General features: G+C 69.5%; 16 protein-coding genes and 1 pseudogene. 9 read left to right on the forward strand and 8 right to left on the reverse strand.

Annotated features, from left to right (window positions below):
- Positions 1–3: 3 nt before the first annotated feature.
- Positions 4–789, reverse strand: a complete 786-nt coding sequence (locus ACFWP7_RS03580; protein WP_384375342.1) for a hypothetical protein — start codon at positions 787–789, stop codon at positions 4–6.
- A gap of 274 nt (positions 790–1,063) precedes the next feature.
- On the opposite strand from ACFWP7_RS03580, the gene gcl reads away from it, so the two are divergent.
- Positions 1,064–2,848 carry a glyoxylate carboligase gene (gcl, locus tag ACFWP7_RS03585; protein ID WP_384375345.1) on the forward strand — a complete coding sequence of 595 codons (1,785 nt, stop codon included), beginning with the start codon at positions 1,064–1,066 and terminating at the stop codon, positions 2,846–2,848.
- Between the two features lie 142 nt (positions 2,849–2,990).
- Here gcl and ACFWP7_RS03590 read toward each other — a convergent pair.
- The 4 genes and pseudogenes from ACFWP7_RS03590 to ACFWP7_RS03605 all read right to left on the reverse strand — a co-directional run.
- Positions 2,991–3,593 (reverse strand): annotated as a pseudogene (locus ACFWP7_RS03590) (TIGR04222 domain-containing membrane protein); the annotation flags it as partial.
- Positions 3,594–3,729: 136 nt separating this feature from the next.
- The gene (locus tag ACFWP7_RS03595; RefSeq protein ID WP_384375347.1) at positions 3,730–3,960 is read right to left on the reverse strand and encodes a hypothetical protein; all 231 of its coding nucleotides are present in this window, start codon (positions 3,958–3,960) and stop codon (positions 3,730–3,732) included.
- A gap of 596 nt (positions 3,961–4,556) precedes the next feature.
- On the reverse strand, positions 4,557–5,450 hold the full coding sequence (locus ACFWP7_RS03600; RefSeq protein ID WP_384375350.1) for a 2-hydroxy-3-oxopropionate reductase: 894 nt from the start codon (positions 5,448–5,450) through the stop codon (positions 4,557–4,559).
- A gap of 44 nt (positions 5,451–5,494) precedes the next feature.
- The gene (locus tag ACFWP7_RS03605) at positions 5,495–6,334 is read right to left on the reverse strand and encodes a TIM barrel protein (protein ID WP_384375353.1); all 840 of its coding nucleotides are present in this window, start codon (positions 6,332–6,334) and stop codon (positions 5,495–5,497) included.
- Positions 6,335–6,954: 620 nt separating this feature from the next.
- On the opposite strand from ACFWP7_RS03605, the gene ACFWP7_RS03610 reads away from it, so the two are divergent.
- Positions 6,955–7,299: a DUF4194 domain-containing protein gene (locus tag ACFWP7_RS03610; RefSeq protein ID WP_384375356.1), complete on the forward strand. Its 345-nt coding sequence runs from the start codon at positions 6,955–6,957 to the stop codon at positions 7,297–7,299.
- A gap of 443 nt (positions 7,300–7,742) precedes the next feature.
- Here ACFWP7_RS03610 and ACFWP7_RS03615 read toward each other — a convergent pair whose 3' ends face one another.
- From ACFWP7_RS03615 to ACFWP7_RS03625, 3 genes are all read right to left on the reverse strand, one after another.
- Positions 7,743–8,678: a TauD/TfdA family dioxygenase gene (locus ACFWP7_RS03615; RefSeq protein WP_384375359.1), complete on the reverse strand. Its 936-nt coding sequence runs from the start codon at positions 8,676–8,678 to the stop codon at positions 7,743–7,745.
- A gap of 56 nt (positions 8,679–8,734) precedes the next feature.
- The gene (locus tag ACFWP7_RS03620; protein ID WP_384375362.1) at positions 8,735–10,711 is read right to left on the reverse strand and encodes an ABC transporter ATP-binding protein; all 1,977 of its coding nucleotides are present in this window, start codon (positions 10,709–10,711) and stop codon (positions 8,735–8,737) included.
- A gap of 128 nt (positions 10,712–10,839) precedes the next feature.
- The gene (locus ACFWP7_RS03625) at positions 10,840–11,643 is read right to left on the reverse strand and encodes an alpha/beta fold hydrolase (RefSeq protein WP_384375365.1); all 804 of its coding nucleotides are present in this window, start codon (positions 11,641–11,643) and stop codon (positions 10,840–10,842) included.
- 492 nt (positions 11,644–12,135) lie between these two features.
- On the opposite strand from ACFWP7_RS03625, the gene ACFWP7_RS03630 reads away from it, so the two are divergent.
- The 7 genes from ACFWP7_RS03630 to dpgD all read left to right on the forward strand — a co-directional run bounded on the left by ACFWP7_RS03630 (position 12,136) and on the right by dpgD (position 21,320).
- Positions 12,136–13,719: an MBL fold metallo-hydrolase gene (locus tag ACFWP7_RS03630; protein WP_384375368.1), complete on the forward strand. Its 1,584-nt coding sequence runs from the start codon at positions 12,136–12,138 to the stop codon at positions 13,717–13,719.
- A 56-nt stretch (positions 13,720–13,775) separates the two neighbouring features.
- The gene (hppD, locus tag ACFWP7_RS03635; RefSeq protein ID WP_384375371.1) at positions 13,776–14,798 is read left to right on the forward strand and encodes a 4-hydroxyphenylpyruvate dioxygenase; all 1,023 of its coding nucleotides are present in this window, start codon (positions 13,776–13,778) and stop codon (positions 14,796–14,798) included.
- Positions 14,795–17,224, forward strand: a complete 2,430-nt coding sequence (locus ACFWP7_RS03640) for an aminotransferase class I/II-fold pyridoxal phosphate-dependent enzyme (RefSeq protein WP_384375374.1) — start codon at positions 14,795–14,797, stop codon at positions 17,222–17,224. The genes hppD and ACFWP7_RS03640 overlap by 4 nt, the downstream gene beginning before the upstream one ends.
- A 64-nt stretch (positions 17,225–17,288) precedes the next feature.
- Positions 17,289–18,440, forward strand: a complete 1,152-nt coding sequence (gene dpgA / locus ACFWP7_RS03645; RefSeq protein ID WP_384375377.1) for a 3,5-dihydroxyphenylacetyl-CoA synthase DpgA — start codon at positions 17,289–17,291, stop codon at positions 18,438–18,440.
- 11 nt (positions 18,441–18,451) lie between these two features.
- Positions 18,452–19,171 carry an enoyl-CoA-hydratase DpgB gene (dpgB, locus tag ACFWP7_RS03650; RefSeq protein WP_384375380.1) on the forward strand — a complete coding sequence of 240 codons (720 nt, stop codon included), beginning with the start codon at positions 18,452–18,454 and terminating at the stop codon, positions 19,169–19,171.
- A gap of 56 nt (positions 19,172–19,227) precedes the next feature.
- Entirely contained in the window at positions 19,228–20,517 is a 1,290-nt protein-coding gene (gene dpgC, locus ACFWP7_RS03655; protein ID WP_384375435.1) for a (3,5-dihydroxyphenyl)acetyl-CoA 1,2-dioxygenase DpgC, read from the forward strand.
- Complete coding sequence (gene dpgD, locus ACFWP7_RS03660) at positions 20,514–21,320, forward strand: enoyl-CoA-hydratase DpgD (protein ID WP_384375383.1); 807 nt, start codon at positions 20,514–20,516, stop codon at positions 21,318–21,320. The genes dpgC and dpgD overlap by 4 nt, the downstream gene beginning before the upstream one ends.
- Positions 21,321–21,343 lie beyond the last annotated feature (23 nt).

Raw genomic sequence — 21,343 nt, forward strand, 5'->3', positions numbered from 1 at the left:
TGCTCAGGCGCCGGTCGCGACGAGTTCGTCGGCCGTGCCGTTCACCGGCTGGGGAGTGCCCGTGAGGTCGAGGACGAAGAGGGGGACGCCGAGGGTGTCGGCGCGGGCGCGGGCGTCGTCCGCGAAGCCCGCGAGGGAGAAGTACACGCACCCCGCGGACTCCGTCATCGCCGTCAGCCACAGGCACTCCACGTCACGCAGCGAGGCGGGCCGGACCGTGGGGTCCACCTGGGCCAGGATCCCGCGGGCGGCAAGGCCGATCCCCGACGGGGGCCGTTGGTCCGCCCGCCTGATGTCCCGGTAGCCGAGCCAGCGCAGGTACAGCGCGGTGGCCGTCACGGCGTCCCGGGCGGTCCGGATGGTGACCGGCCGGAACGCGGGGCGGGGCGCGGGCGAGGTGTCCTCGGAGGTGGGCGGCGGGCTGTCGGCCGGATGGGCCCGGGGGCCCGGGAGGGTCTGCGGGCGGGTGTCCTCGTCCGTGTCGCGGCTCGCCTCGGCGACGGCGCCGGGCGTGTGCTGCGCGCGGCGTATCCCTCGTACCGGAATCCGCAGCTCTGTACCGCAGGGGCACCCCAGCTCGGGAGCGGGCCACTGGTCCTCGCGGCCGCAGGCCTCGCAACGGACCGTGACCCAGTCCTCGTCCCAGGTGCGGTAGGTGACGGCCGCCGGTTCCGCGAGGCGGTCGAGCGGGGGTGTGACGGGGGCGCCGCACACGCAGGGATAGGACAGCGCCGCGTACAGATGCTCGCGGCGGCAGGCCGGGCACCGCACCGGCACGCTCTCGGCCATGGCCCACTCCAGGACGTCGTCACGTCGTCACGTCGGGACAGCGTGTCCATAGTCCTCCAGCGAGGGGGCCTCCGACAGGGAAACGGCCCGACAGCCTCCGGCGGCACTCTTGACGCCTCTCGGTGCTCCACCTACATTGCTTCCAGATAGTAGAAGTTAGTTTCCGCAATACGGAATTCGGACAGGGAAGCCGCTGCGGAACCGCAAACGGAATCACCAGCTCTCCGCGGGCGCGACGGGAGCGAGAAACCGACAGCCGAAGCAGGAGTACTCCATGGCTCGTATGACCGCTGCCCGCGCGGCAGTCGAGATCCTCAAGCGCGAGGGCGTCAGCAACGCGTTCGGCGTCCCGGGCGCGGCGATCAACCCCTTCTACGCGGCCCTCAAGGCCGCCGGCGGGGTCAACCACACCCTCGCCCGCCATGTGGAGGGCGCCTCGCACATGGCGGAGGGCTACACCCGGACGCACCCGGGCAACATCGGCGTCTGCATCGGCACCTCGGGACCGGCAGGCACCGACATGATCACCGGGCTGTACTCCGCCACCGGCGACTCGATCCCGATCCTCTGCATCACCGGCCAGGCGCCGACCGCCGTGATCCACAAAGAGGACTTCCAGGCCGTCGACATCGCCTCCATCGCCAAGCCGGTGACCAAGATGGCGATCACCGTCCTTGAGCCGGCCCAGGTCCCCGGCGTCTTCCAGCAGGCCTTCCACCTCATGCGCTCGGGGCGTCCGGGCCCGGTCCTCATCGACCTGCCCATCGACGTCCAGCTCGCCGAGATCGAGTTCGACCCGGAGACCTACGAGCCGCTCCAGGCGTACAAGCCCGCCGCGACCCGCGCCCAGGTCGAGAAGGCGATTGGGCTGTTGAACGAGTCCGAGCGGCCGCTGATCGTCGCCGGCGGCGGTGTCATCAACGCCGACGCCGCCGAACTCCTCGTCGAATTCGCCGAGTTGACCGGCACTCCGGTCGTGCCGACCCTGATGGGCTGGGGCATCCTCCCCGACGACCACGACCTGAACGCCGGCATGGTGGGCCTGCAGACCTCGCACCGCTACGGCAACGCCACCTTCCTGGAGTCCGACTTCGTCCTCGGCATCGGCAACCGCTGGGCCAACCGGCACACCGGCAAGCTGGACGTCTACACCGCGGGTCGCAAGTTCGTGCACGTCGACATCGAGCCCACCCAGATCGGCAAGATCTTCGCCCCGGACTACGGCATCGCTTCCGACGCCAAGGCCGCGCTGAAGCTGTTCGTCGAGGTCGCGCGCGAGCTGAAGGACGAGGGCAGGCTTCCCGACCGCAGCGCGTGGGCCGCCTCCGCGCAGGAGAAGCGGGCAACTCTCCAGCGCCGTACGCACTTCGACAACATCCCGATCAAGCCGCAGCGCGTCTACGAGGAGATGAACAAGGCCTTCGGCCCGGAGACCCGGTACGTCACCACCATCGGGCTCTCGCAGATCGCCGGCGCCCAGATGCTGCACGTCTACCGGCCGCGCCACTGGATCAACTGCGGTCAGGCGGGCCCGCTCGGCTGGACCATCCCGGCCGCGCTCGGCGTCGCCAAGGCCGACCCGGAGGCCCAGGTCGTCGCGCTCTCCGGCGACTACGACTTCCAGTTCATGATCGAGGAACTGGCCGTCGGAGCCCAGCACAAGATCCCGTACGTCCATGTCCTGGTGAACAACGCCTACTTGGGCCTGATCCGGCAGGCGCAGATCGGCCTGGACATCAACTTCCAGGTCAACCTGGAGTTCGAGAACATCAACTCGCCCGAGCTGGGCGTCTACGGTGTCGACCACGTCAAGGTCGTCGAAGGGCTCGGCTGCAAGGCGATCCGCGTCACCGACCCCAGCGAACTGGGCGCCGCCTTCGAACAGGCCAAGAAGCTCGCCGCCGAGTTCCAGGTCCCCGTCGTCGTCGAGGCGATCCTGGAGCGCATCACCAACATCGCGATGAGCAAGACGAACGACATCAGCAACGTCGTCGAGTTCGAGGAGATCGCGACCGAACCGGGCCATGCGCCCACCTCGATCAGGACGTTGAAGGTCTGACCCGCGGGACACGGCAGGCCATACGTCCGGCAAGGGGCGGCTCACTGGGAGGAGAGCCGCCTCTTCGCCGTGCGAGGCGTGCGAGGCGTGCAAGCCGTCCGAGGGTCCAAGTCGTCCGAGGCGTGCGAGGCGTGCGAGCCGTCTAAAAGGCCGCTCCGGCTGCCCCGAACCCACCGCCGTCCGAGCCCTGCGACGGCCGCTCCTGCTCGGCCGCCCCGCCGCGCCCCAACAGCCCGGCGTCACGGGCGAAGCGTGGTGACAGCACGGTCAGTGCCTCGTCGTCGTAGAGCGCGACCGCGAGCAGCACGTCGTCCTTCGAGAGGCCCTCCCGTCCGGCGGGCAGGGGCAGTTGGGCACGAAGGTCGTCGAGGGTGTGTCGGGCGGTCCGTGTCCGGGCCCGCGGGAAACTGCGCAGTAGCCCTGCCGCGATCAGCTCGGCGCGCAGGTCCTCCAGCGACGTCCGTATCCGCGGCTGCTTCAACAGGTCCCGTACCCCCGTCGGCCGGTGATAGAGGGAGGTGTGCACCGCTTTCTCCAGAGGATGACCCGCAAGCTGCGCAGCCACCCCCGAGGTCCGCATCGTGCCCGCCCGTGCGGAGTTCGCGGCGCCCTCCAGGTGCAGGGCGAGTGCGGCGACCTTCACGGCGGCGAGTGGTCCGCCGCGCAGCAGTGCGACGGCGTGTGGCCCAAGCTGAATCGACGCGCTGTCCATGGTGTCCCCCCGAGGACGGGGCCCGCCGCCCCCGTGTCGGCGGGCCCCGTGTGCTGAGAATGTGCCCCTGCCCGGGGGGAGTTGAAGCCCCCGGGGCCGTGTTCAGAGGTTGATTTGAGGGTTCCGTACCCCGCGTACGCCTGCTGGTGTACCCACCGGGGAGCCGGGCTCACGGCTCGGTGTGCTCCGACAGCCCCGGCCACTCGTCGGGGCTGCCGCCCTGCCAGTCGATGATGTCGCTCTCCTCGACCTCGATGGCGTCGAGGTCCACGTCCGCCCGGCGCAGGATGTCGACGACGTCATCGAGGTGGTAGGCGACACCGAGCGTCTCGTCCCCGGCGGTGACCCGCCGGGACCCGTCAAGACCTGGGGTGTGCACGACGATGCTGGGATGGTTCATGACCCCAGGCTGCTGCGCGTCGGCCCGATCCGCACCCCGGGTACACGACGGAGCGCCGGATACGGGGTGCTCCGTACCCGGCGCTCTGGGCCGGTGATCTGCGAATTTGTGCCGTCCGAGGGCGCGAGGCCGGGCGTAACGGAACATTCGCGCCGCCGGACGGAGTCGGTGAGCGTGCCATAGGGACGTGCCGCAGGGTTGGGAGTCGGTGCGCGTGCCCTATGACTCGGTGTGGATCGTGCCGTGTGGCTGGGACCGCGGCGGGTGCGATGGAGCCGGGGCCGCCTTCCCTCAGGTCGAGAAGGGGACCCCGGGACCTTTACCACCGCACTGGCTCGCACGCCGCCGCGGTCCTCGGCCTGCCCGCCGCCGACCGTGTGACCACCCCTGATCCGGGTCCACGGCCGTGGCGGGCGTGCGCCCCGGATCAGACCTCCCGTCGGATCCCGGACGCAGCCATTGAGTTGAGCGCCGGGTACGGCGTCAACGGTTCGTTGAAGTCCAGAGTGTGAATCCGGGCCACGGTGGCGCATGGGCGCGACAGGACAGGTGTCAGCGCCGCCGTGGCCCGGAAGTCTTGAAGGCGTGACCTGGGCTCAGAGTTGCGCGCCGGAGAGGCGCTCCACGCCCCGCAGCAGGGCCGAGTGGTCCAGGCCCCCGTCGCCCTGCGTGCGCAGGCTGGCGACGAGCTGCGCCACCACGGCGCCGACCGGAAGAGCAGCGCCGACGTTGCGGGCGGCGTCCGTGACGATGCCCATGTCCTTGTGGTGCAGGTCGATGCGGAAGCCCGGCTTGAAGTCGCGGTTGAGGAAGTTGTCCTTCTTCCGCGTCAGCACGGTCGAACCCGCGAGCCCGCCGTTGAGGACGTCGAGGGCGGCCTTCAGGTCCACGCCCGACTTCTCCAGGAAGACCACGGCCTCGGCGCATGCCTGGATGTTCACGGCGACGATCAGCTGGTTGGCGGCCTTCACGGTCTGGCCCGAGCCGTGCCGACCGCACAGCACGATGGTCCTGCCGAGGGCCTCGAAGATCGGCTCGGCCTCGTCGAAGTCGGCCTGCTCGCCGCCGACCATGATCGACAGCACGGCCTCGACCGCGCCCGCCTCACCGCCGGACACCGGCGCGTCGAGCACCCGGATGCCCTTCGCCACAGCCGCCTTCGCGAGGTCCACGGAGGTCTGCGGGGTGATGGAGGACATGTCGATCAGGAGCGCGCCGGACCGCGCGTTCTCCAGGATGCCGTCGGGGCCGTACGCGATGGCCTCGACGTGCGGGGACGCGGGCACCATGGTGATCACCACGTCGGCGTCCCGTACGGCCTCGGCGATCGAGCCCGCCGCCGTGCCGCCGGCGCCGGCCAGCCGCTCCAGCTTGTCCTGCTCCAGGGTGAAGCCGGTGACGTCGTATCCGGCCTTGATCAGGTTCTCGGACATGGGGGAGCCCATGATGCCGAGACCGACCCATGCGACCTTGGGGAGATTGCTGCTCATGAGGGTGCCTCTCTGACTGCTGTGATACGTCGGTGAGTTGCCGCTCAGCGGGCGGCTCGGGCCGCTGCGGGCAGCCACGCGAAGGACTCGGCGCTCGGCCGGTCGCCCGGCTTGTACTCCAGGCCGACCCAGCCCTCGTAACCGGCCTTGCCCAACTGGTCGAGGAGGTCCTCCAGCGGGAGCGAGCCGGTGCCCGGCGCGCCGCGGCCCGGGTTGTCGGCGATCTGCACATGGCCGGTCTTGGCGGCGTACTGCTCGATGACCGACGGCAGGTCCTCGCCGTTCATGGACAGGTGGTAGAGGTCCATGAGGAACTTGGCGTTGCCGAGCCCAGTGGCCTCGTTGACCTTGTCGACGATCTCGATGGCTGCCGGGGCGCTCACCAGCGGGTAGAGCGGCGACTCGGGCTTGTTGAGGGCCTCGACCAGCAGGATCGCACCGATGCGGTTGGCCGCGCGGGCGGCCAGCACCAGGTTCTCCAGGGCGAGTTCGTCCTGCTCGGCCGGGTCCACGCCCTCGACACGGTTGCCGTACAGGGCGTTGAGCGCCCGGCATCCGAGGGACTCGGCGAAGTCCGCGGCCACGTCGATGTTGGCGTGGAACCGCACCGACTCCTCGCCGGGGATCGACAGGGCGCCGCGGTCCGGGCCCGGCAGTTGTCCGGCGTAGAAGTTCAGGCCCGTGAGCTGGACGCCCGCGTCCTCGATCGCCTGCTTCAGGGCGTCGAGTTCGGACTGCTCGGGGGTGGCGGAGTCGACCCAGGGCCACCACAGCTCGACCGCCGTGAAGCCCGCCGCGGCCGCGGCCGCGGGGCGCTCCAGGAGTGGGAGTTCCGTGAAGAGGATCGACAGGTTGACGTTGAAGCGCTGGTCTGCGAATCCCATGGGGGTCGGCGCTCCCTTCCTTATCAGCGGGTCGGGTGTACGGGTGATTCTGGGCTGATTCCGTATTGCGGAAGTTCGTTTCTGCCTAATGGAAGATTGCCGCCGTGTGTCGGGGGTTGTCAAGAGGGGGCTGCCGGAAAATCGACACCGGGCAGTAGGTTGAGCGCGTGCGATTGAGAGTGGAGTTCTGCGGCACGTCTCTGACCTGCTCGAACGCGCTCTGATGTGTGCTGACCTGCAGAAACGCCCCTCACTAGTTCTCGTCGCTTCGCAGCGTTTTCCAGGTGTGTGTGCCCTGGATGTGCCCTGCAGAGAGATGTGTGAGGGGCGTCTTGCAGTGGATGCGGCAACGGTCCGACGCGGCACGGGTAGTAGGAAGCGTCTTCTGGCGTCCATGTGGTCCAGGTGGGGAGCGTTCGGCCTGGTCAGGGCCTTGTGATCCAGACGCGTCGACACTGTTGGTGACGCGCATGTGATCGCAGTGACTGATGTGGACCCCCCGTCGGCTTTTTCCCACGGGGTCTCTGCGTTGGGGGGATAGGCTCGGTTGAGCGGTGCTCTTCGCAACCCGGTGACGAAGACGCCCGTCCGCGTATCCGCGCACGGCGCCGCCACGACTGATGCCCCGCCGCTCGCTGTCCTACCCCGTCAGTCTGCTGGTCGTGCTGCTGCGCAAGCGTCTCGCGTTCGACGCGGGCGCGGACGGCACCCAGCTCATGATCACCCGAGACGAGATCGTCGAGATGATCCGCGCGTTCCTCCCGGCCGGCACCAACGAGTCGCGCTTGGTCGACCAGATCGACGGCCACATCAACAAGGTGGTGGACCTGCAGTTCCTGCGCCGCGCCCGTGGCCAGGAGCCGCTGGACAGGACCGGCCGGTGTGAGCGGCGTCATGTCACCGCGCTGAACTCCCGGCCGTCCGCGCCGGCCAGCCAGTCCCGCTGGACGAGTCGCTTGAGCTGACAGCGCACACCGCCTGCCCGGTGCGGCCGGCCCCTCGCCGAACAGCGCCCGCACCACGTCCCGCACCCGCACCGGCTCCTGCGCATCCCACACGAACTCGACGATCTTGGAGTAGAGGCCGGGTAGCCGGCTCGGGTCGTCGTTCTCCTGCCGCTGCGGCACGTACCGTGACTCGCCGCCACCACCGACAGGACTCCCCGTTGCCGCGTCGCCCGAGGTGTCCCCATCGGCCGACGGGGACAGGCCACGATTGCCTCACCGGCATCACCGCGTAGTACTTGCTCGGCCGCGTCCCAGATCTCGGCGGCACGGGCTTCGAACGCGCGCAGTCGGCGCTTCATGACGGCAGCGGGCGTGGGCACGGCGCGACCTCCGGCCTCGACAGTGAAGACCGCACCACCCTGCACACCGAACCACGAAGATCACAAACAGCAACGCGCAGGTCAGTCGGACATGGCGACGAGGACACGGCGCGGCCCTGTGAACGGGCGTCGGCCGTGCCCCACCAGCACGTTGTCGATAAGGAGCAGATCGCCCGGCGCCCACTCGACGTCGACCGCCAGGGCCAGTCCCGTCTCCTGGATGTGAGTGATGTACTGGGCGGGAATGGGGCTCCCGTCGGCGAATGTCACCGCTTGTGGCAGCTCGTCCTCGGACATCAACTCCTGTACGGCCGCGGCGTGTTCGCCCAGGCCGGCGTGGTGGAACTGGTCCGCCTGGTTGAACCACACCTCGGCACCGGTGACGGGATGCCGGGTGGTGGCGGGCCGGAGATGGTTGATGCGCAGGGTGCCGTCCGGGGTCCACGTCCACTCCGCGCCCGTGCCGGTCAGGAAACTCTCCACCGCGGACGGGTCGTCGGTCTCGAAGGTGTCCTGCCAGCTCTTGCCGAACCCGTAGCCGTCATGAAGGTTCTGGACGTAGCGGACGCCCGGAGCGAACGCGGCCCGGACTTCGGGGTCGAGCGTCGACAGCCAGAGCCGCCCGTCGACGACGGGGGTCGCGCCACCGCCCTCCGGGGCCTGCTCGCAGAAGAACAGCAGCCGTGACGGCCAGGTGTGTGAGTACGACATCTCGTTGTGCATCGAAATGACGAACTCGGCCGGATATTCGGTGGACGTGTAGACGTTGTCGCCCACCTTCGTACGCGGGGAGTTCCCGTGCACATAGGCCAGGCGCCGAGGCAGGAGTGCGTCGACGGCCGTGCCGTGGGTCTCGGGCGTGATGCCGAACCCCCGGAGGACCAGGGCCTTCTCGTCCGCCAGCAGGGCGCCGACGTCGAGCCGGCCCAAGAGCTCCAGGAGCCCCTGCGCGCTCGCCCCCACGCCTGCGCCGTCCGGAGTCAGCTCTCGGGGCTGCCAGCCCAGGGTCATCGACATGAGCTTCTTCTCTCCACGGTCGGTTGTTGCTTCGGGCGCGCGGGGACGGGAGGTGGTCACGCCCCGTCGTGCGAGGGGATCGGCTGCGAGCCGACCGGAAGGGTTGAGGAACCGGCGCTCATGCTGTCCGGGGCCTGGTGGGCGAACTGGGTGTGGTAGAGATCGGCGTAGAGTCCGCCCGATGCCAGCAGCTCCTCATGGGTACCGCTCTCGCGGATCCGGCCGGCTTCGACGACCAGGATCTGGTCGGCCTCGCGGATGGTCGACAACCGGTGCGCGATCACCAACGACGTACGGCCGGACAGGGCCGTCTTGAGCGCGCGCTGGATCGCCGCCTCCGACTCGGAGTCGAGGTGGGCCGTCGCCTCGTCGAGGACGACGATCGGCGGGGCCTTGAGGAGCAGCCTGGCCAGAGCGATCCGCTGCTTCTCACCGCCGGACAGCCGGTACCCGCGGTCACCGACCACGGTGTCGAGACCGTCCGGGAACGCCTCGATGGTGTTCCAGATCAGGGCGGCCCGGCAGGCGTCGATCAGCTCCTGCTCACTTGCCTCCGGCCGGGCGTACGACAGGTTGGCGCGCAGGGTGTCGTGGAAGAGGTGTGCGTCCTGGGTGACGACTCCGACGGTGTCGCGCAGCGACTGGAGGGTCAGCTCCCGGATGTCGTGCCCACCGATCCGTACGCTGCCCGACGACGGGTCGTACAGACGCGGAACCAGATGGGTGATGGTGGTCTTACCCGCACCGGAGGGACCGACCAGTGCGGTGAGCTTGCCGGACGGTGCGCGGAAGGACAGGTTCTCCAGCGTCAGCGCTTCACTCGTGCGCTCGGGCTTGCGTATCGCGATCGACTCCAGTGAGGCGAGAGACACCTCGCTGGCGGTCGGATAGCGGAAGGAGACCTCGCAGAATTCGATGTCCGGCGCGAGCGTGCCCGCGCCTTCGGGGGTGTCCCGCTCCGCGGTGACGTCCTTGGTGAGGTCCACCGACCGGGCGTCGGGGCGTTCCTCGATGAGCGGCTTGAGGTCCAGCACTTCGAAGACCCGGTCGAAGCTCACCAGGGCGATCATGGCGGTCGACTGAAGGCTCGACAACTGGTTGACCGGCCCGTAGAGCCGCATCAGCAGCGTCACCATGGCCACCAGCGTGCCGAATTGCAGGGTGCCGTCGATGGTGAGGCTGCCGCCCAGGCCGTACACCAGCGCCGTGGTGCACGCGGTGAGCACGGACACGATGATCGGCAGCAGCCGCCCCCAGGTGACCGCCTGCGCCGCCACGTCGCGCACCCGGCCGGCCTTGCCCGCGAACAGCGACGACTCCTCGTCCGTCCGGCCGTACAGCTTGGCCAGCATCGCCCCGGAGACGTTGAAGCGCTCGTTCATCATCGAGCTCATCTCCGCGTCCAGTTGCATCGTCTCGCGGGTGAGCCGCTGAAGTCTGCGCGCGATCAGCCGCGCGGGGACCAGGAAGAGGGGAATCATCACCAGCGCCGCCACGGTGATCTGCCACGACAGGTACACCATGGCGCCGAGCACGAGAAGCAGCGTCAGGATCGTGGAGACCGCCTGGGACAGCATGGTGGTCACGGCCTGCCGGGCGCCGATGACATCGGAGTTGAGCCTGCTGACCAGCGCACCCGTCTGGGCCCGGGTGAAGAACGCGAGGGACTGTTCCTGCACATGGGAGAAGACCTTGGTGCGCAACTCGTAGACGAGCCCCTCACCGATCCGTCCCGAGCACCGGTTCTGGACGAACAGCGACGCCGCGTCGACCAGGGAGAGGCCTGCCAGCAGTACGCAGAGCCACACCACCACCCCGAGGTCTTTGGGAAGGATCCCGTCGTCGATGACCTTCTTGAGAACCAGGGGTCCCGCAGCCGTGATGGCCGCGCTCACGCTCGTCGCGAACACCAGCAGGGCCACCTGCCAGCGGTATTTACGCGCGTACGGAAGGATGCGGCGCACCGTGCCCGGTTTGATCCGCTGCCGCGTCAGTGATTCCTCGCCCTGCCGTACCCGCATCGGCACGCTCATGCCCGGTCCGCCCATACCCGGCCCGCCCATCATGGCCACGGAATTTCGCCTCGCTCTCTTGTTCTCTCGCACGGCACGGCGAATGGCCGCTGGTGGACGCCCGGCAACGAGTGGAGAAAATCGCTCTGTCAGTACTTGTCGAGAAACTCGATGATGGCCGAGTTGACCATCTCCGGCTGTTCCAGGTACCCGAGATGACCGCAGTCGGGAATCTGCACGAAATCGCAGTTCGGAATGGCGTCGGCCACTTCCGCGACGAGATGCGGAGGACAGATCAGGTCATCGGCGAACGCGATGGCACGACACGGTACCGTGATGCCGCGCAATTCCGCACGGCGGTCGCCGAGTTCGGCCACGGCCGCCGACTGACCGGGGACGGTGTCGCCACCGCCGGAGACCTCGAAGAGCTCCAGCCACGAGGCGACAGCGCCGTCGTCGTTCAGGGTCTTCGGCGAGAGCATCTCGATCACCGTCTTGGCCGCGGTGTACCGGGGCGGCAGCCGCACCCCGCTGTCCCGCAGGGCGCGGTCGGCGGCCGACTGCGCCCGCCGCAGGACGTCCGACCGTGCCCGGCCGGCCAACAGGACCGCCGAACGCACCAGGTGCGGCTGGCCGAGAGCCAGCTCCTGGGCGATCATGGCGCCCATCGACGTGCCCACCACGCGGCACGGACCGAGCTCCAACTCCTCGATCACTCCACGGGTGTCGGCGACCAGATCGGCCAACGAGTAGTCGCCGTCCGGCGCGTCGGAGGGTGCGATGCCCCGGTTGTCGAGGACGACCGTCTCATAACCCGCCTGGTGCAGCGCGGGTGTCTGGTGCACGGTCCACACCCGTCCGGCGGCGGACGACCCCATGATGAGGAGGACCGGCTCGCCACGGCCCGAGCGCTGGTAGGACAGCCGGATGCCGTTGGTGCTGACGAAGGGCATGGCGGTCTCACTCACTCCCGGCCGGCGACGCGGTGGAACGCTGCGCGGCGCGCGTCGGCGGAATCACGGTGGGCGTCGGTTCTCGTCTTGGGCAAGGCCCTCTCCTCGCGGTGCGGCAGGGGTGTTCGGCCGGCTGCGCCTCACGATGTCACCGGGCGGCCGGACCTATCAACAAGGGTTCACGACGGCCGGCCCGAGGCCTCCCCACCCGTTCAACTGACGCCGCAGCGCAGTTAAACACCCGAGGAGAGAACCCGTCCGGCGAGGGCCGCTGAAAAGCCGTTCAAAAAGCGAGCGAGAGGACGGGTGGGGAACTTCCAGGAGTTTTCCGTGCCCATCGGTGAGTGACGCCGCCGCGTATTGATCCACCGTATGTCGACGGGGCATCCTGCTGAAGCGAGAGGCGCAATAAGCGCCTTGGGCCACAGGTGTTCCCACGTATGTATTGAGGGAAGTCGTTGCTCCGAATATCTCCCGGAAGGAGGGGCGCAGATGACTGACCAGAAGCTGTTCCTGCGGTCGAACGTCATTGTCGAGCCACTGATAGACAGGTTCTTCGCCTGGCCGTACACATTGGCGCCGGTTCAGTCCGCGATGAATCTCGCGTTCCTCCAGGTACCCTTGCTCGAGTCCTATCTGCAGTCCCCTCAGGTGCACGTCGCGGCCAGCAACAACCCGGAGCTGCGCGGCGGTTACTTCATCAACATCGCCGAGGAGCGCGCCGACGAGGTACGTGATCTCCTCGCCGGCATCAAGCGCGACCGTGCGGCGATCCTGCGCTTCGCCGAGGCGATAGCCGCCGGCCAGGAACTGCTGCGGGCGAACGCGACGGGATTCGACCTGACCCCGCTGTACCCGAAGCTGCCCCCGGAGCTCGGCGGACTGGTCGAGCTGGCCTACGACACCGACAACCAGGCCCAGATGCGGTTCATGGAGCCGATCGTCTACACCAGCGACGTCTACCAGGAGTCGCGGCAGTCGGTGCAGATCTCGTACGAGACCGGCATCGAGCGTCCCTTCATCCTGAGCACACCGCGACTGACCTCGCCGGACGTGCTGGAGCTGGACGTGCCGTTCAAGCACCCGGGGCTGGCAGAGCTGTTCAAGGCACGCGTACGCCCCACCAGCGTGAGCCACGTCGCCGACGGGCTCGGACTGGCCGGCGCACAAGTGGACCGGCTCGCCGGAATGTTCAGCGAGCAGCCCAGTCTCGCGGAGGACCGGCACATCCAGGAAGGCGGCCGCATCCGCTACTTCGGGCACGCCTGTCTCGTCCTGCAGACGCCGCAGGCCGCCGTCGTGACCGACCCGTTCATCAGCGCCGACAACTCCGTCGGCGACCGCTACACCCTGGACGATCTGCCGGACTACATCGACCTCGTGCTGATCACCCACGGCCACCAGGACCACATCGTCCTGGAGACCCTGCTGCAACTGCGTGGCCGGCTGGGCGCGGTCGTGATGCCGCGCTCCTCGCGCGGCAACCTGGCCGACCCGTCGATGGCCCTGATGCTCAAGAACCAGGGCTTCCCGGTGATCGAGGTCGACGACTTCGACGAGGTCGAGTTCCCCGGCGGCAAGGTCACCGCGACCCCCTTCCTGGGCGAGCACTGTGACCTGGACATCCGCGCCAAGTCCACCTACTGGGCGGAACTGGCGGGCAAGAAGGTCTTCATCGGCGCCGACTCCTCCGGCATCGATCCGATGCTCTACCGCTACATCAAGCAGCACCTGGGCACCGCCGACTTCGCCTACCTCGGCATGGAGTGCGACGGAGCACCGCTGACGTGGCTCTACCAGGCCCTGCTGACCATCCCGGTCACCAAGAAGATGAGCAACTCGCGCAAGCTCTCGGGGTCCAACGCGGAGCAGGCCGCCGCGATCATGACCGAGCTGGGGGCCAAGGAGGCGTACGTCTACGCCATGGGCGAGGAGCCCTGGCTGGGCCATGTCATGGCCACCACGTACAACGAGGACACCTACCAGATCAAGCAGATCGACGAGTTCATGACCTGGTGCAAGGACCGCGGCATCAAGGCCGGGCACCTGTACGGCCAGCAGGAATGGCGCTGGTAATCCCACCGGGCGGGCCAAGCACCCGCTCTTGACCCGCACATCAGGAGGGCACCTCCATGCCTGCGCACGACATAGCGCACGTCGAGATGTACACGCGAGACAAAGCTGCCATGGCCGACTACTTCGTCGAGGCCATGGGCTTCACCCGGGTCGCCGACTGCGTGGAGGTCGACCGGAGTTCCGTTCTGCTCGGACAGGGTGACCTGCATCTGGTGGCCACCTCCGGTCCGGGGGTCTGGAAGTTCCTCGACAAGCACGGGGACGGAATCGCCACCATCGCCCTGACGTGCGACGACGTGGCCGCCACCCATGACGCGGCGGTGGCGGCCGGCGCCCGGTCCGTCGGCACCCCGAACGGCAGCCCCGTCGTGACCGGTTTCGGCGACGTCACCCACCCGCTCCTCCCGGTCACCGCACGCTCGGCCACCTACCTGCCCCCGGGCAGGCGGTGGACGGCCGCTCCTGAGCCGTCCGCACGCCCCGAGGGTCCGATCCGACTGCTCGACCACGTAGCCGTCTGCGTCGAGGGTGGCAGCCTGGACCGCCACGCGGACTTCTACCAGGACGCCTTCGGCTTCGCCCGCTACTCCTCCGAGTACGTGGCCGTCGGGGGACAGGCGATGGATTCGCTCGTCGTGCGCAGCGCCTCGGAGCGGGTCATCTTCACCCTCGTCGCCCCCGACCCGTCGAAGGAGCCCGGCCAGCTCGACGCCTTCCTCCAGCGCAACGCCGGTGAAGGCGTGCAGCATCTCGCCTTCCTGGTCGACGACATCATCCCCGCCGTCCGTGCCTGCCGGGACCGGGGAGTGGAGTTCCTGAGCACGCCGGACACCTACTACGACATGCTCGCCGACCGCCTCACCGGCCTCAACGAGGAGATCGCCGGGCTGCGGGACGCCCAGGTACTCGCGGACAGCGACGAATGGGGCTACCTGCTCCAGCTGTTCACCCGTTCCCCCTACGAGCGCAACACCCTCTTCTTCGAACTCATCCAGCGCCAGGGCTCCCGCGGATTCGGCAGCGCCAACATCCGCGCCCTGTACGAAGCGGTGGAGCGCGACCGGCTGACCGCCTCGTGAGCGCCCCGGACGCCGACGCCGGGACCGCGAGCCCGCTCACCCTCACCGACTACGCCACCCTGGCGCGCACGGGGATGAGCCCCGCTGTCTGGGACTTCCTGGAAGGCGGTGCGGGACAGGAACGGACCCTCGCGGACAACCTGAGGGCATTCGACCGCGTGCGGCTGAACCCGCGCGTTCTCACCGGCGCCGGCCGCCCCGACACCGGGATCACGCTCCTCGGCCGCCGCTGGGCGGCGCCGATCGCCGTCGCGCCCGTGGCCTACCACACCCTCGCCCACCCGACGGGGGAGGTCGCCACGGCCCGGGCCGCCGGACAAGCCGGCGTTCCCCTCGTCGTGAGCACCTTCGCGGGGCGGACCTTCGAGGACATCGCCGCCGCCGCGGCCCCCCTGTGGCTCCAGGTGTACTGCTTCCGCGACCGCGACGTGACGCGCCAACTCGTGGAACGCGCCGAAAGAGCGGGCTTCGAGGCCCTGGTGCTCACCGCCGACGCCCCGCAACTGGGCCGACGGCCACGCGATCTGCGCAACGACTTCACCCTGCCCGTCGGAATCGAGCCGGCGAATCTGACCACGGACGGCTTCGCCGCACCCGCCGCCCACGCACTGGCCCAGTTCGATCCGTCCCTCGACTGGTCGATCGTCGCGTGGCTGCGCTCCATCAGCTCCCTGCCCGTCCTGGTCAAGGGCATCCTGACCGCCGACGACGCCATGCGGGCGATCGCGGCGGGGGCACACGGCATCGTGGTGTCGAACCACGGTGGCCGGCAGCTGGACGGCGCGCCCGCCACCCTCGACGTACTGCCCGAGATCACGGCAGCGGTCGCGGGCGCCTGCCCCGTCCTCCTCGACGGCGGGGTCCGCCGCGGCGCCGACGTCCTCGCGGCCCTGGCACTGGGCGCCGACGCGGTACTGCTGGGCCGCCCCGTACTGCACGGCCTGGCGGTGGCCGAGGAGGAAGGCGTACGCCACGTCCTGGGCATCGTCACCGACGAGCTCAGGGAGGCGATGACCCTCACCGGCATCCGCACGGTCGCGGACGCGGGACCGGAGCTGGTGCGCACACCGAACAGCACCCCAACCCCGCAGGCAGTACGCCCGGTCGGGCGGACGAGCGGCCCGGGGCTGCGCAAGGCGGAGCTGCACGGCAGCCTCGGTGACCCGGTGCTGGACACCATGAACTTCCTCAACGAGATCACCCACCGCTACCCCGACGCGATCTCCTTCGCGCCCGGCCGCCCGTACGACGGCTTCTTCGAGACCGAGCAGATCTTCACGTACCTGCGCCGCTACCTGGACCACCTGGAGGAGAGCGGATCCTCGCCCGACCAGGTCCGCTCCGCGCTCTTCCAGTACGGCCCGACGAGCGGCCAGATCCGCGAACTGATCGCCGACTGGCTGCGCCTGGACGAGAACATCGACGTCTCCCCGGACTCGATCGTGGTCACCGTCGGCTGCCAGGAGGCGATGCTGCTCGCCGTACGGGCCCTCATCGCCGGGCCGCAGGACGTACTGCTGGTCTCCAGCCCCTGCTACGTGGGAATCACCGGCGCGGCGCGGCTGCTCGACGCCGAACTGACGGCCGTGGCGGAGGACCCCGGCGGATTCCGCTGCGCCGACCTGGCGGCGGCGATCCGTGCCGAGCGGGCCCGCGGACGTAACCCCCGGGCCTTCTACGTCATCCCGGACCACGCGAATCCCTCCGGCACCACCATGCCCCTGGAGACCCGCCGGGAACTGCTCGACCTGGCCGCCCGGGAGGACATCCTGCTGCTGGAGGACAGCCCCTACCGGCTGGTCAGCCCGGGCACCCAGCTTCCGACACTCAAGGCCCTCGACCGGGACCGCCGCGTGGTCCACCTGGGCTCCTTCTCGAAGACGCTCTTCCCCGGCGCGCGCGTCGGCTTCGTCATCGCGGACCAGGACGTCCACGACGACGCGGGCGGCACCGGACTGCTGGCGGACGAACTCACCAAGATCAAGAGCATGGTCACGGTGAACACCTCCCCGGTCGCCCAGGCCGTCGTCGCCGGCATGCTCCTCGCCGCCGACAAACGCGCCTCCGAGCTCAACTCCAAGACCGCCGCGTACTACGGCGACGCGATGCGCGTCACCCTGCGGCAGCTCGAAGAGACCTTCCCCGAGGACGAGCGGGCCGCACTCGGCATCCGCTGGAACGAACCCAGCGGCGGCTTCTTCCTGGCGGTCGACGTCGCCTTCCGCGCGGACAACACCGCGCTGCGGCGCTCCGCGGAGGAATTCGGCGTCATCTGGACCCCGATGTCCTACTTCTATCCCGAGGGCGGCGGCGAGCACGGCCTGCGCCTGTCCGTCAGCTACCTGACCCACGACGAGATCGCCGCCGGGATCGCACGACTGGCGCGGTTCATCAGGTCCCGGACCAGCAGCTCACCGGAAGGGTGATCGACGTGCTGACAGCAGTGAGCACCATCCGCAGCAAGACCCGGATGTGGGGGTGGACCTACCGATGACCGTCACCACGGAACGTCCCGGCACCGACCTCACCACCGAACTCGGCGCCCCCCGGGGCAAGAACACCGGCGCCGCCGCCATCGTGGGCATCGGAACGGCGACCACCGGAGTCTCCTACACCCAGCGTGAACTCATCGACCTCTTCGGGATCACCGACCCCAGGGTCCGCTCCGTCTTCCTCAACAGCGCCATCGAACGGCGCCACCTCACCGTGCCACCCCTGGACGCCGACGGCGTCTGCCTCCCCGAACCCCAGGGAGAGCTGCTCGCCAAACACAAGCGGCTCGCTCTGGACATGGGGGCGAGAGCGGTGCGCACCTGCCTGGACAGCTCCGGCCTCGACGTCTCGGACATCGACTACCTCTGCTGCGTGACCACCACCGGGTTTCTCACCCCGGGACTGAGCGCCCTGCTCATCCGGGAGATGGGCATCCTCTCCAGGACCAGCCGGGTCGACGTGGTCGGCATGGGATGCAACGCCGGACTCAACGCCCTCAACGCCGTCGCGGGCTGGGCGGTCGCCAACCCGGGCAAGGTAGCGGTCCTGCTGTGTGTGGAAGCCTGCTCGGCCGCCTACGTCATCGACGCGTCGATGCGCACCGCGGTGGTGAACAGTCTGTTCGGCGACGGCGCCGCGGCGATCGCCCTGGTCGCCGACACCCCAGACACCGCCTACGGTCCGGCCGACGTGCCGGCGGCCCCCGGCAGCCCGCGCCTCATCGGCTTCGCCAGCCACCTCATCACCGACGCGATCGACGCGATGCGGTACGACTGGGACGACGTACAGGCGAAGTTCAGCTTCTATCTCGACCCCGAGATCCCCTACGTGGTCGGGGCCAACGCGGAACAGGTCGTCGACCGGCTGCTGTCCGGCGCCGGACTGCGGCGCAGCGAGATCAGTCACTGGCTCGTGCACTCGGGCGGCAAGAAGGTCATCGACGCCGTACGGGTCAACCTCGGCCTCACCCGCCACGACCTCCGGCACACGACCGGAGTCCTGCGCGACCAGGGCAATGTGTCGAGCGGCTCCTTCCTCTTCTCCTACGAGCGGCTGCTCCGGGAGCGGGTCGCCCAGGCCGGTGACTACGGCGTCCTGATGACGATGGGCCCCGGTTCGACCATCGAGACCGCGTTGGCGCAATGGTGAGGGAAGGGCAGATGAACACCCGCGAGAGCATGCCGCAGACCGACGGGCTCCACGACGGAGCCGACGAAGTGGTGCTGCGGATCGACGGACGCCAGGCCCTGTCGGCCGAGTGGATCGGCGTGGTGAGCGCGGCCTGCGACAGCGCCGAGGACCGCGGCGGCCGGAGCAGGGTCGTCGTCCATGTGTCCGGCGCCCCCGAAGAACCCTGGGCGGGGAATCCGACGGTGTCCCTGGTGAGCAAGTGGGAACGCGCACTGCGCCGCCTGGAGCGCCTGCCGGCCGCCACCGTCGCCGTCGCCGCCGACGACTGCGGCGGACTGGCCCTGGACGCGCTGCTGGCCACCGACTACCGCATCGCCACCCCCTCCGTACGACTCCTGCTGCCGGCCGGGGAGGGCGGCACCTGGCCGGGCATGGCGCTGTACAGGCTCGGCCGGCACGGCGCGAGCGGCTCCGTGATCCGCCGTGCACTGCTCTTCGGCACCCCCGTCGAGGTGTCCGAGGCACTGGCACTGCACCTCGTCGACGAACTGTCCGACGACCCCGCCCGCACCCTCGCCCTCGCCCGGGAACGGCTCGCGACCGTCTCGGGCACCGAACTGGCGATACGGCGGCAACTGATGCTCGACGCCTCCACCACCGGTTTCGAGGAGGCGCTCGGCGCCCATCTGGCCGCCTGCGACCGCACGTTGCGGCGGGCGGCCGTGGCGGCGGGCGGAGCCGCGTCGTGACCGCCGCCGACGACCAGGTCTCGCGGGGCAGCCAACTCGCCGCCGCGAAAGCGGAATTGACGTACGCCCGGGCCGCGCTCGCCGAGTCCGCCGGAGATACCGACGAGCTCCTGGACGCGTTGCCCGGGCCGCAGGAGCGGTCACCACGACAGCGCGACCGTGCCGCGGCGGCGCTCGACGCCACCCGGACACTGCGCGCCGCCTTCATGGACGCGCACACCGACGCGGTCTACGACGAACTCACCGCCGGCCGCACCCGCCGCCCAAGGCTCGCCGAACTCGCCGAGGCCGCCGCGACGGCGTTCCCCGGCCTGGTGCCCACGGCCGACCGGCTCAAGGCCGAACGCGCCCTGCCCCAGGCGGGAAAGGAAGGGCACGAGATCGATCAGGGCATCTTCTTCAGCCGGGTGCTGCGCTCGTCGCAGGCAGGCCCGCACCTGATCGACACCCTGCTCACCCCGACCCCCCGCGCACTCGCCCTGCTGGCGGAGTTCAGCAGAACCGGTACGGCGGACCTGGGCTCCGTACGGCTGGATCGCGACGCCGGGGTGGCCCGGCTGACCATGTGTCGCGACGACTGTCTCAACGCCGAGGACAACCAGCAGATCGACGACATGGAGACGGCCGTCGACCTCGCACTCCTGGACACCGGGACGGAGGTCTGTCTGCTTCGCGGCGGCGAGATGACACATCCCCGCTACCGGGGGCGGCGTGTGTTCAGCGCGGGAATCAACCTCAAGTCCCTGCACGGCGGCGGCATTTCGCTGGTCGATTTCCTCCTGCGGCGCGAACTGGGCTACCTCCACAAGATCCTGCGCGGCATCCGCGTCGAGGACGGCGCGGGCTGGCGGGGAACGATGGCCGAGAAGCCCTGGGTCGCCGTAGTGGACACCTTCGCCATCGGTGGCGGCGCGCAGCTTCTGTTCGTGTTCGACCACGTCCTCGCCGCGTCCGACGCGTTCCTCAGCCTTCCGGCCGCCAAGGAGGGCATAATCCCCGGGGCCTCGGCGCTCCGGCTGAGCCGGGCCGCCGGCACTCGCCTGTCCCGCCAGGTGATCCTCGAAGGGCGCCGCATCCGGGCGGCGGAACCGGCGGCCCGGCTGCTCGTGGACGAGGTCCACGAGAGCGACGAACTGGACCTGGCGGTGGAGCGGAGCGTCGAACGACTCCGAGGACCGGCCGTCGTCGCCAACCGGCGGATGCTGAATCTCGCCGAGGAACCGGTGGACGTCTTCCGTCTCTACATGGCCGAGTTCGCTCTCCAGCAGGCGCTGCGTCTGTACAGCTCCGACGTCCTCGACAAGGTCGGCCGCTTCTCCGCGGCGAGGCCGGCGAGCCCGCGGTGAGTGACGCACGGGAGCCCCGCGTCCGGTACGAGAAGAAGAACGGCGTCGCCCGCGTCACACTCGACCGGCCCGCCGTACTCAACGCCATGGATCTGCGGACGCACGAGGAACTCGCCGCCGTCTGGGACGACTTCGAGGCCGACGACGAGCTGCGGGTCGCGGTTCTCACCGGTGCCGGCGACCGCTCCTTCTCGGTCGGGCAGGACCTGCGCGAGCGGGCCCGGCTCGACCGGGAGGGGGTGCCGCGCTCGACGTTCGGCAGCCGTGGCCAACCTGGCTGGCCACGGCTGACCGAGCGGTTCGAGCTGTCCAAACCGGTGGTCGCCCGGATCAACGGCTACGCGCTGGGCGGTGGCTTCGAACTCGCCCTGGCCTGCGACCTGATCATCGCTGCCGACCACGCCGAGTTCGCTCTGCCGGAAGCCCGGCTGGGTCTCGTCCCGGGCGCGGGCGGCGCGTTCAGACTTGCCCGTCAGCTCCCCCTGAAGACAGCGATGGGGTACCTGCTGACGGGCCGCCGTATGACGGCGACCACTGCGCTCGGCCTCGGTCTGGTCAACGAGGTGGTGCCGCTGCGGCAGCTCGACGAGTGCGTCGCCGGGTGGACCGACGATCTGGTGCGCAGCGCCCCGCTGGCGGTCCGGGCGATCAAGGAGGCGGTCATGCGGTCGCTGGACATGCCTCTCCGGGACGCCTTCAGCACCCCGTTCGCGTGGGAGCAGCGGCGCAGGCACAGCGAGGACGCCGTCGAGGGGCCGCGGGCCTTCGCGGAGCGCCGTGCGCCCCGGTGGCAGGGCCGCTGAGGACTCCGGGGCGAACGCTGTGC

It is taken from the genome of Streptomyces sp. NPDC058470, assembly GCF_042721055.1.
GTDB lineage: Bacteria > Actinomycetota > Actinomycetes > Streptomycetales > Streptomycetaceae > Streptomyces.

What these genes read in the sequence shown, in the direction of transcription:
- ACFWP7_RS03600 (WP_384375350.1), bottom strand. Translation starts at nt 5,450, where the DNA reads ATGAGCAGCAATCTCCCCAAGGTCGCATGGGTCGGTCTCGGCATCATG.
- ACFWP7_RS03605 (WP_384375353.1), bottom strand. Translation starts at nt 6,334, where the DNA reads ATGGGATTCGCAGACCAGCGCTTCAACGTCAACCTGTCGATCCTCTTC.
- ACFWP7_RS03630 (WP_384375368.1), top strand. Translation starts at nt 12,136, where the DNA reads ATGACTGACCAGAAGCTGTTCCTGCGGTCGAACGTCATTGTCGAGCCA.
- dpgB (WP_384375380.1), top strand. Translation starts at nt 18,452, where the DNA reads ATGAACACCCGCGAGAGCATGCCGCAGACCGACGGGCTCCACGACGGA.
- ACFWP7_RS03580 (WP_384375342.1), bottom strand. Translation starts at nt 789, where the DNA reads ATGGCCGAGAGCGTGCCGGTGCGGTGCCCGGCCTGCCGCCGCGAGCAT.
- ACFWP7_RS03610 (WP_384375356.1), top strand. Translation starts at nt 6,955, where the DNA reads ATGCCCCGCCGCTCGCTGTCCTACCCCGTCAGTCTGCTGGTCGTGCTG.
- hppD (WP_384375371.1), top strand. Translation starts at nt 13,776, where the DNA reads ATGCCTGCGCACGACATAGCGCACGTCGAGATGTACACGCGAGACAAA.
- gcl (WP_384375345.1), top strand. Translation starts at nt 1,064, where the DNA reads ATGGCTCGTATGACCGCTGCCCGCGCGGCAGTCGAGATCCTCAAGCGC.
- dpgA (WP_384375377.1), top strand. Translation starts at nt 17,289, where the DNA reads ATGACCGTCACCACGGAACGTCCCGGCACCGACCTCACCACCGAACTC.
- ACFWP7_RS03615 (WP_384375359.1), bottom strand. Translation starts at nt 8,678, where the DNA reads ATGTCGATGACCCTGGGCTGGCAGCCCCGAGAGCTGACTCCGGACGGC.
- ACFWP7_RS03620 (WP_384375362.1), bottom strand. Translation starts at nt 10,711, where the DNA reads ATGAGCGTGCCGATGCGGGTACGGCAGGGCGAGGAATCACTGACGCGG.
- ACFWP7_RS03625 (WP_384375365.1), bottom strand. Translation starts at nt 11,643, where the DNA reads ATGCCCTTCGTCAGCACCAACGGCATCCGGCTGTCCTACCAGCGCTCG.
- ACFWP7_RS03595 (WP_384375347.1), bottom strand. Translation starts at nt 3,960, where the DNA reads ATGAACCATCCCAGCATCGTCGTGCACACCCCAGGTCTTGACGGGTCC.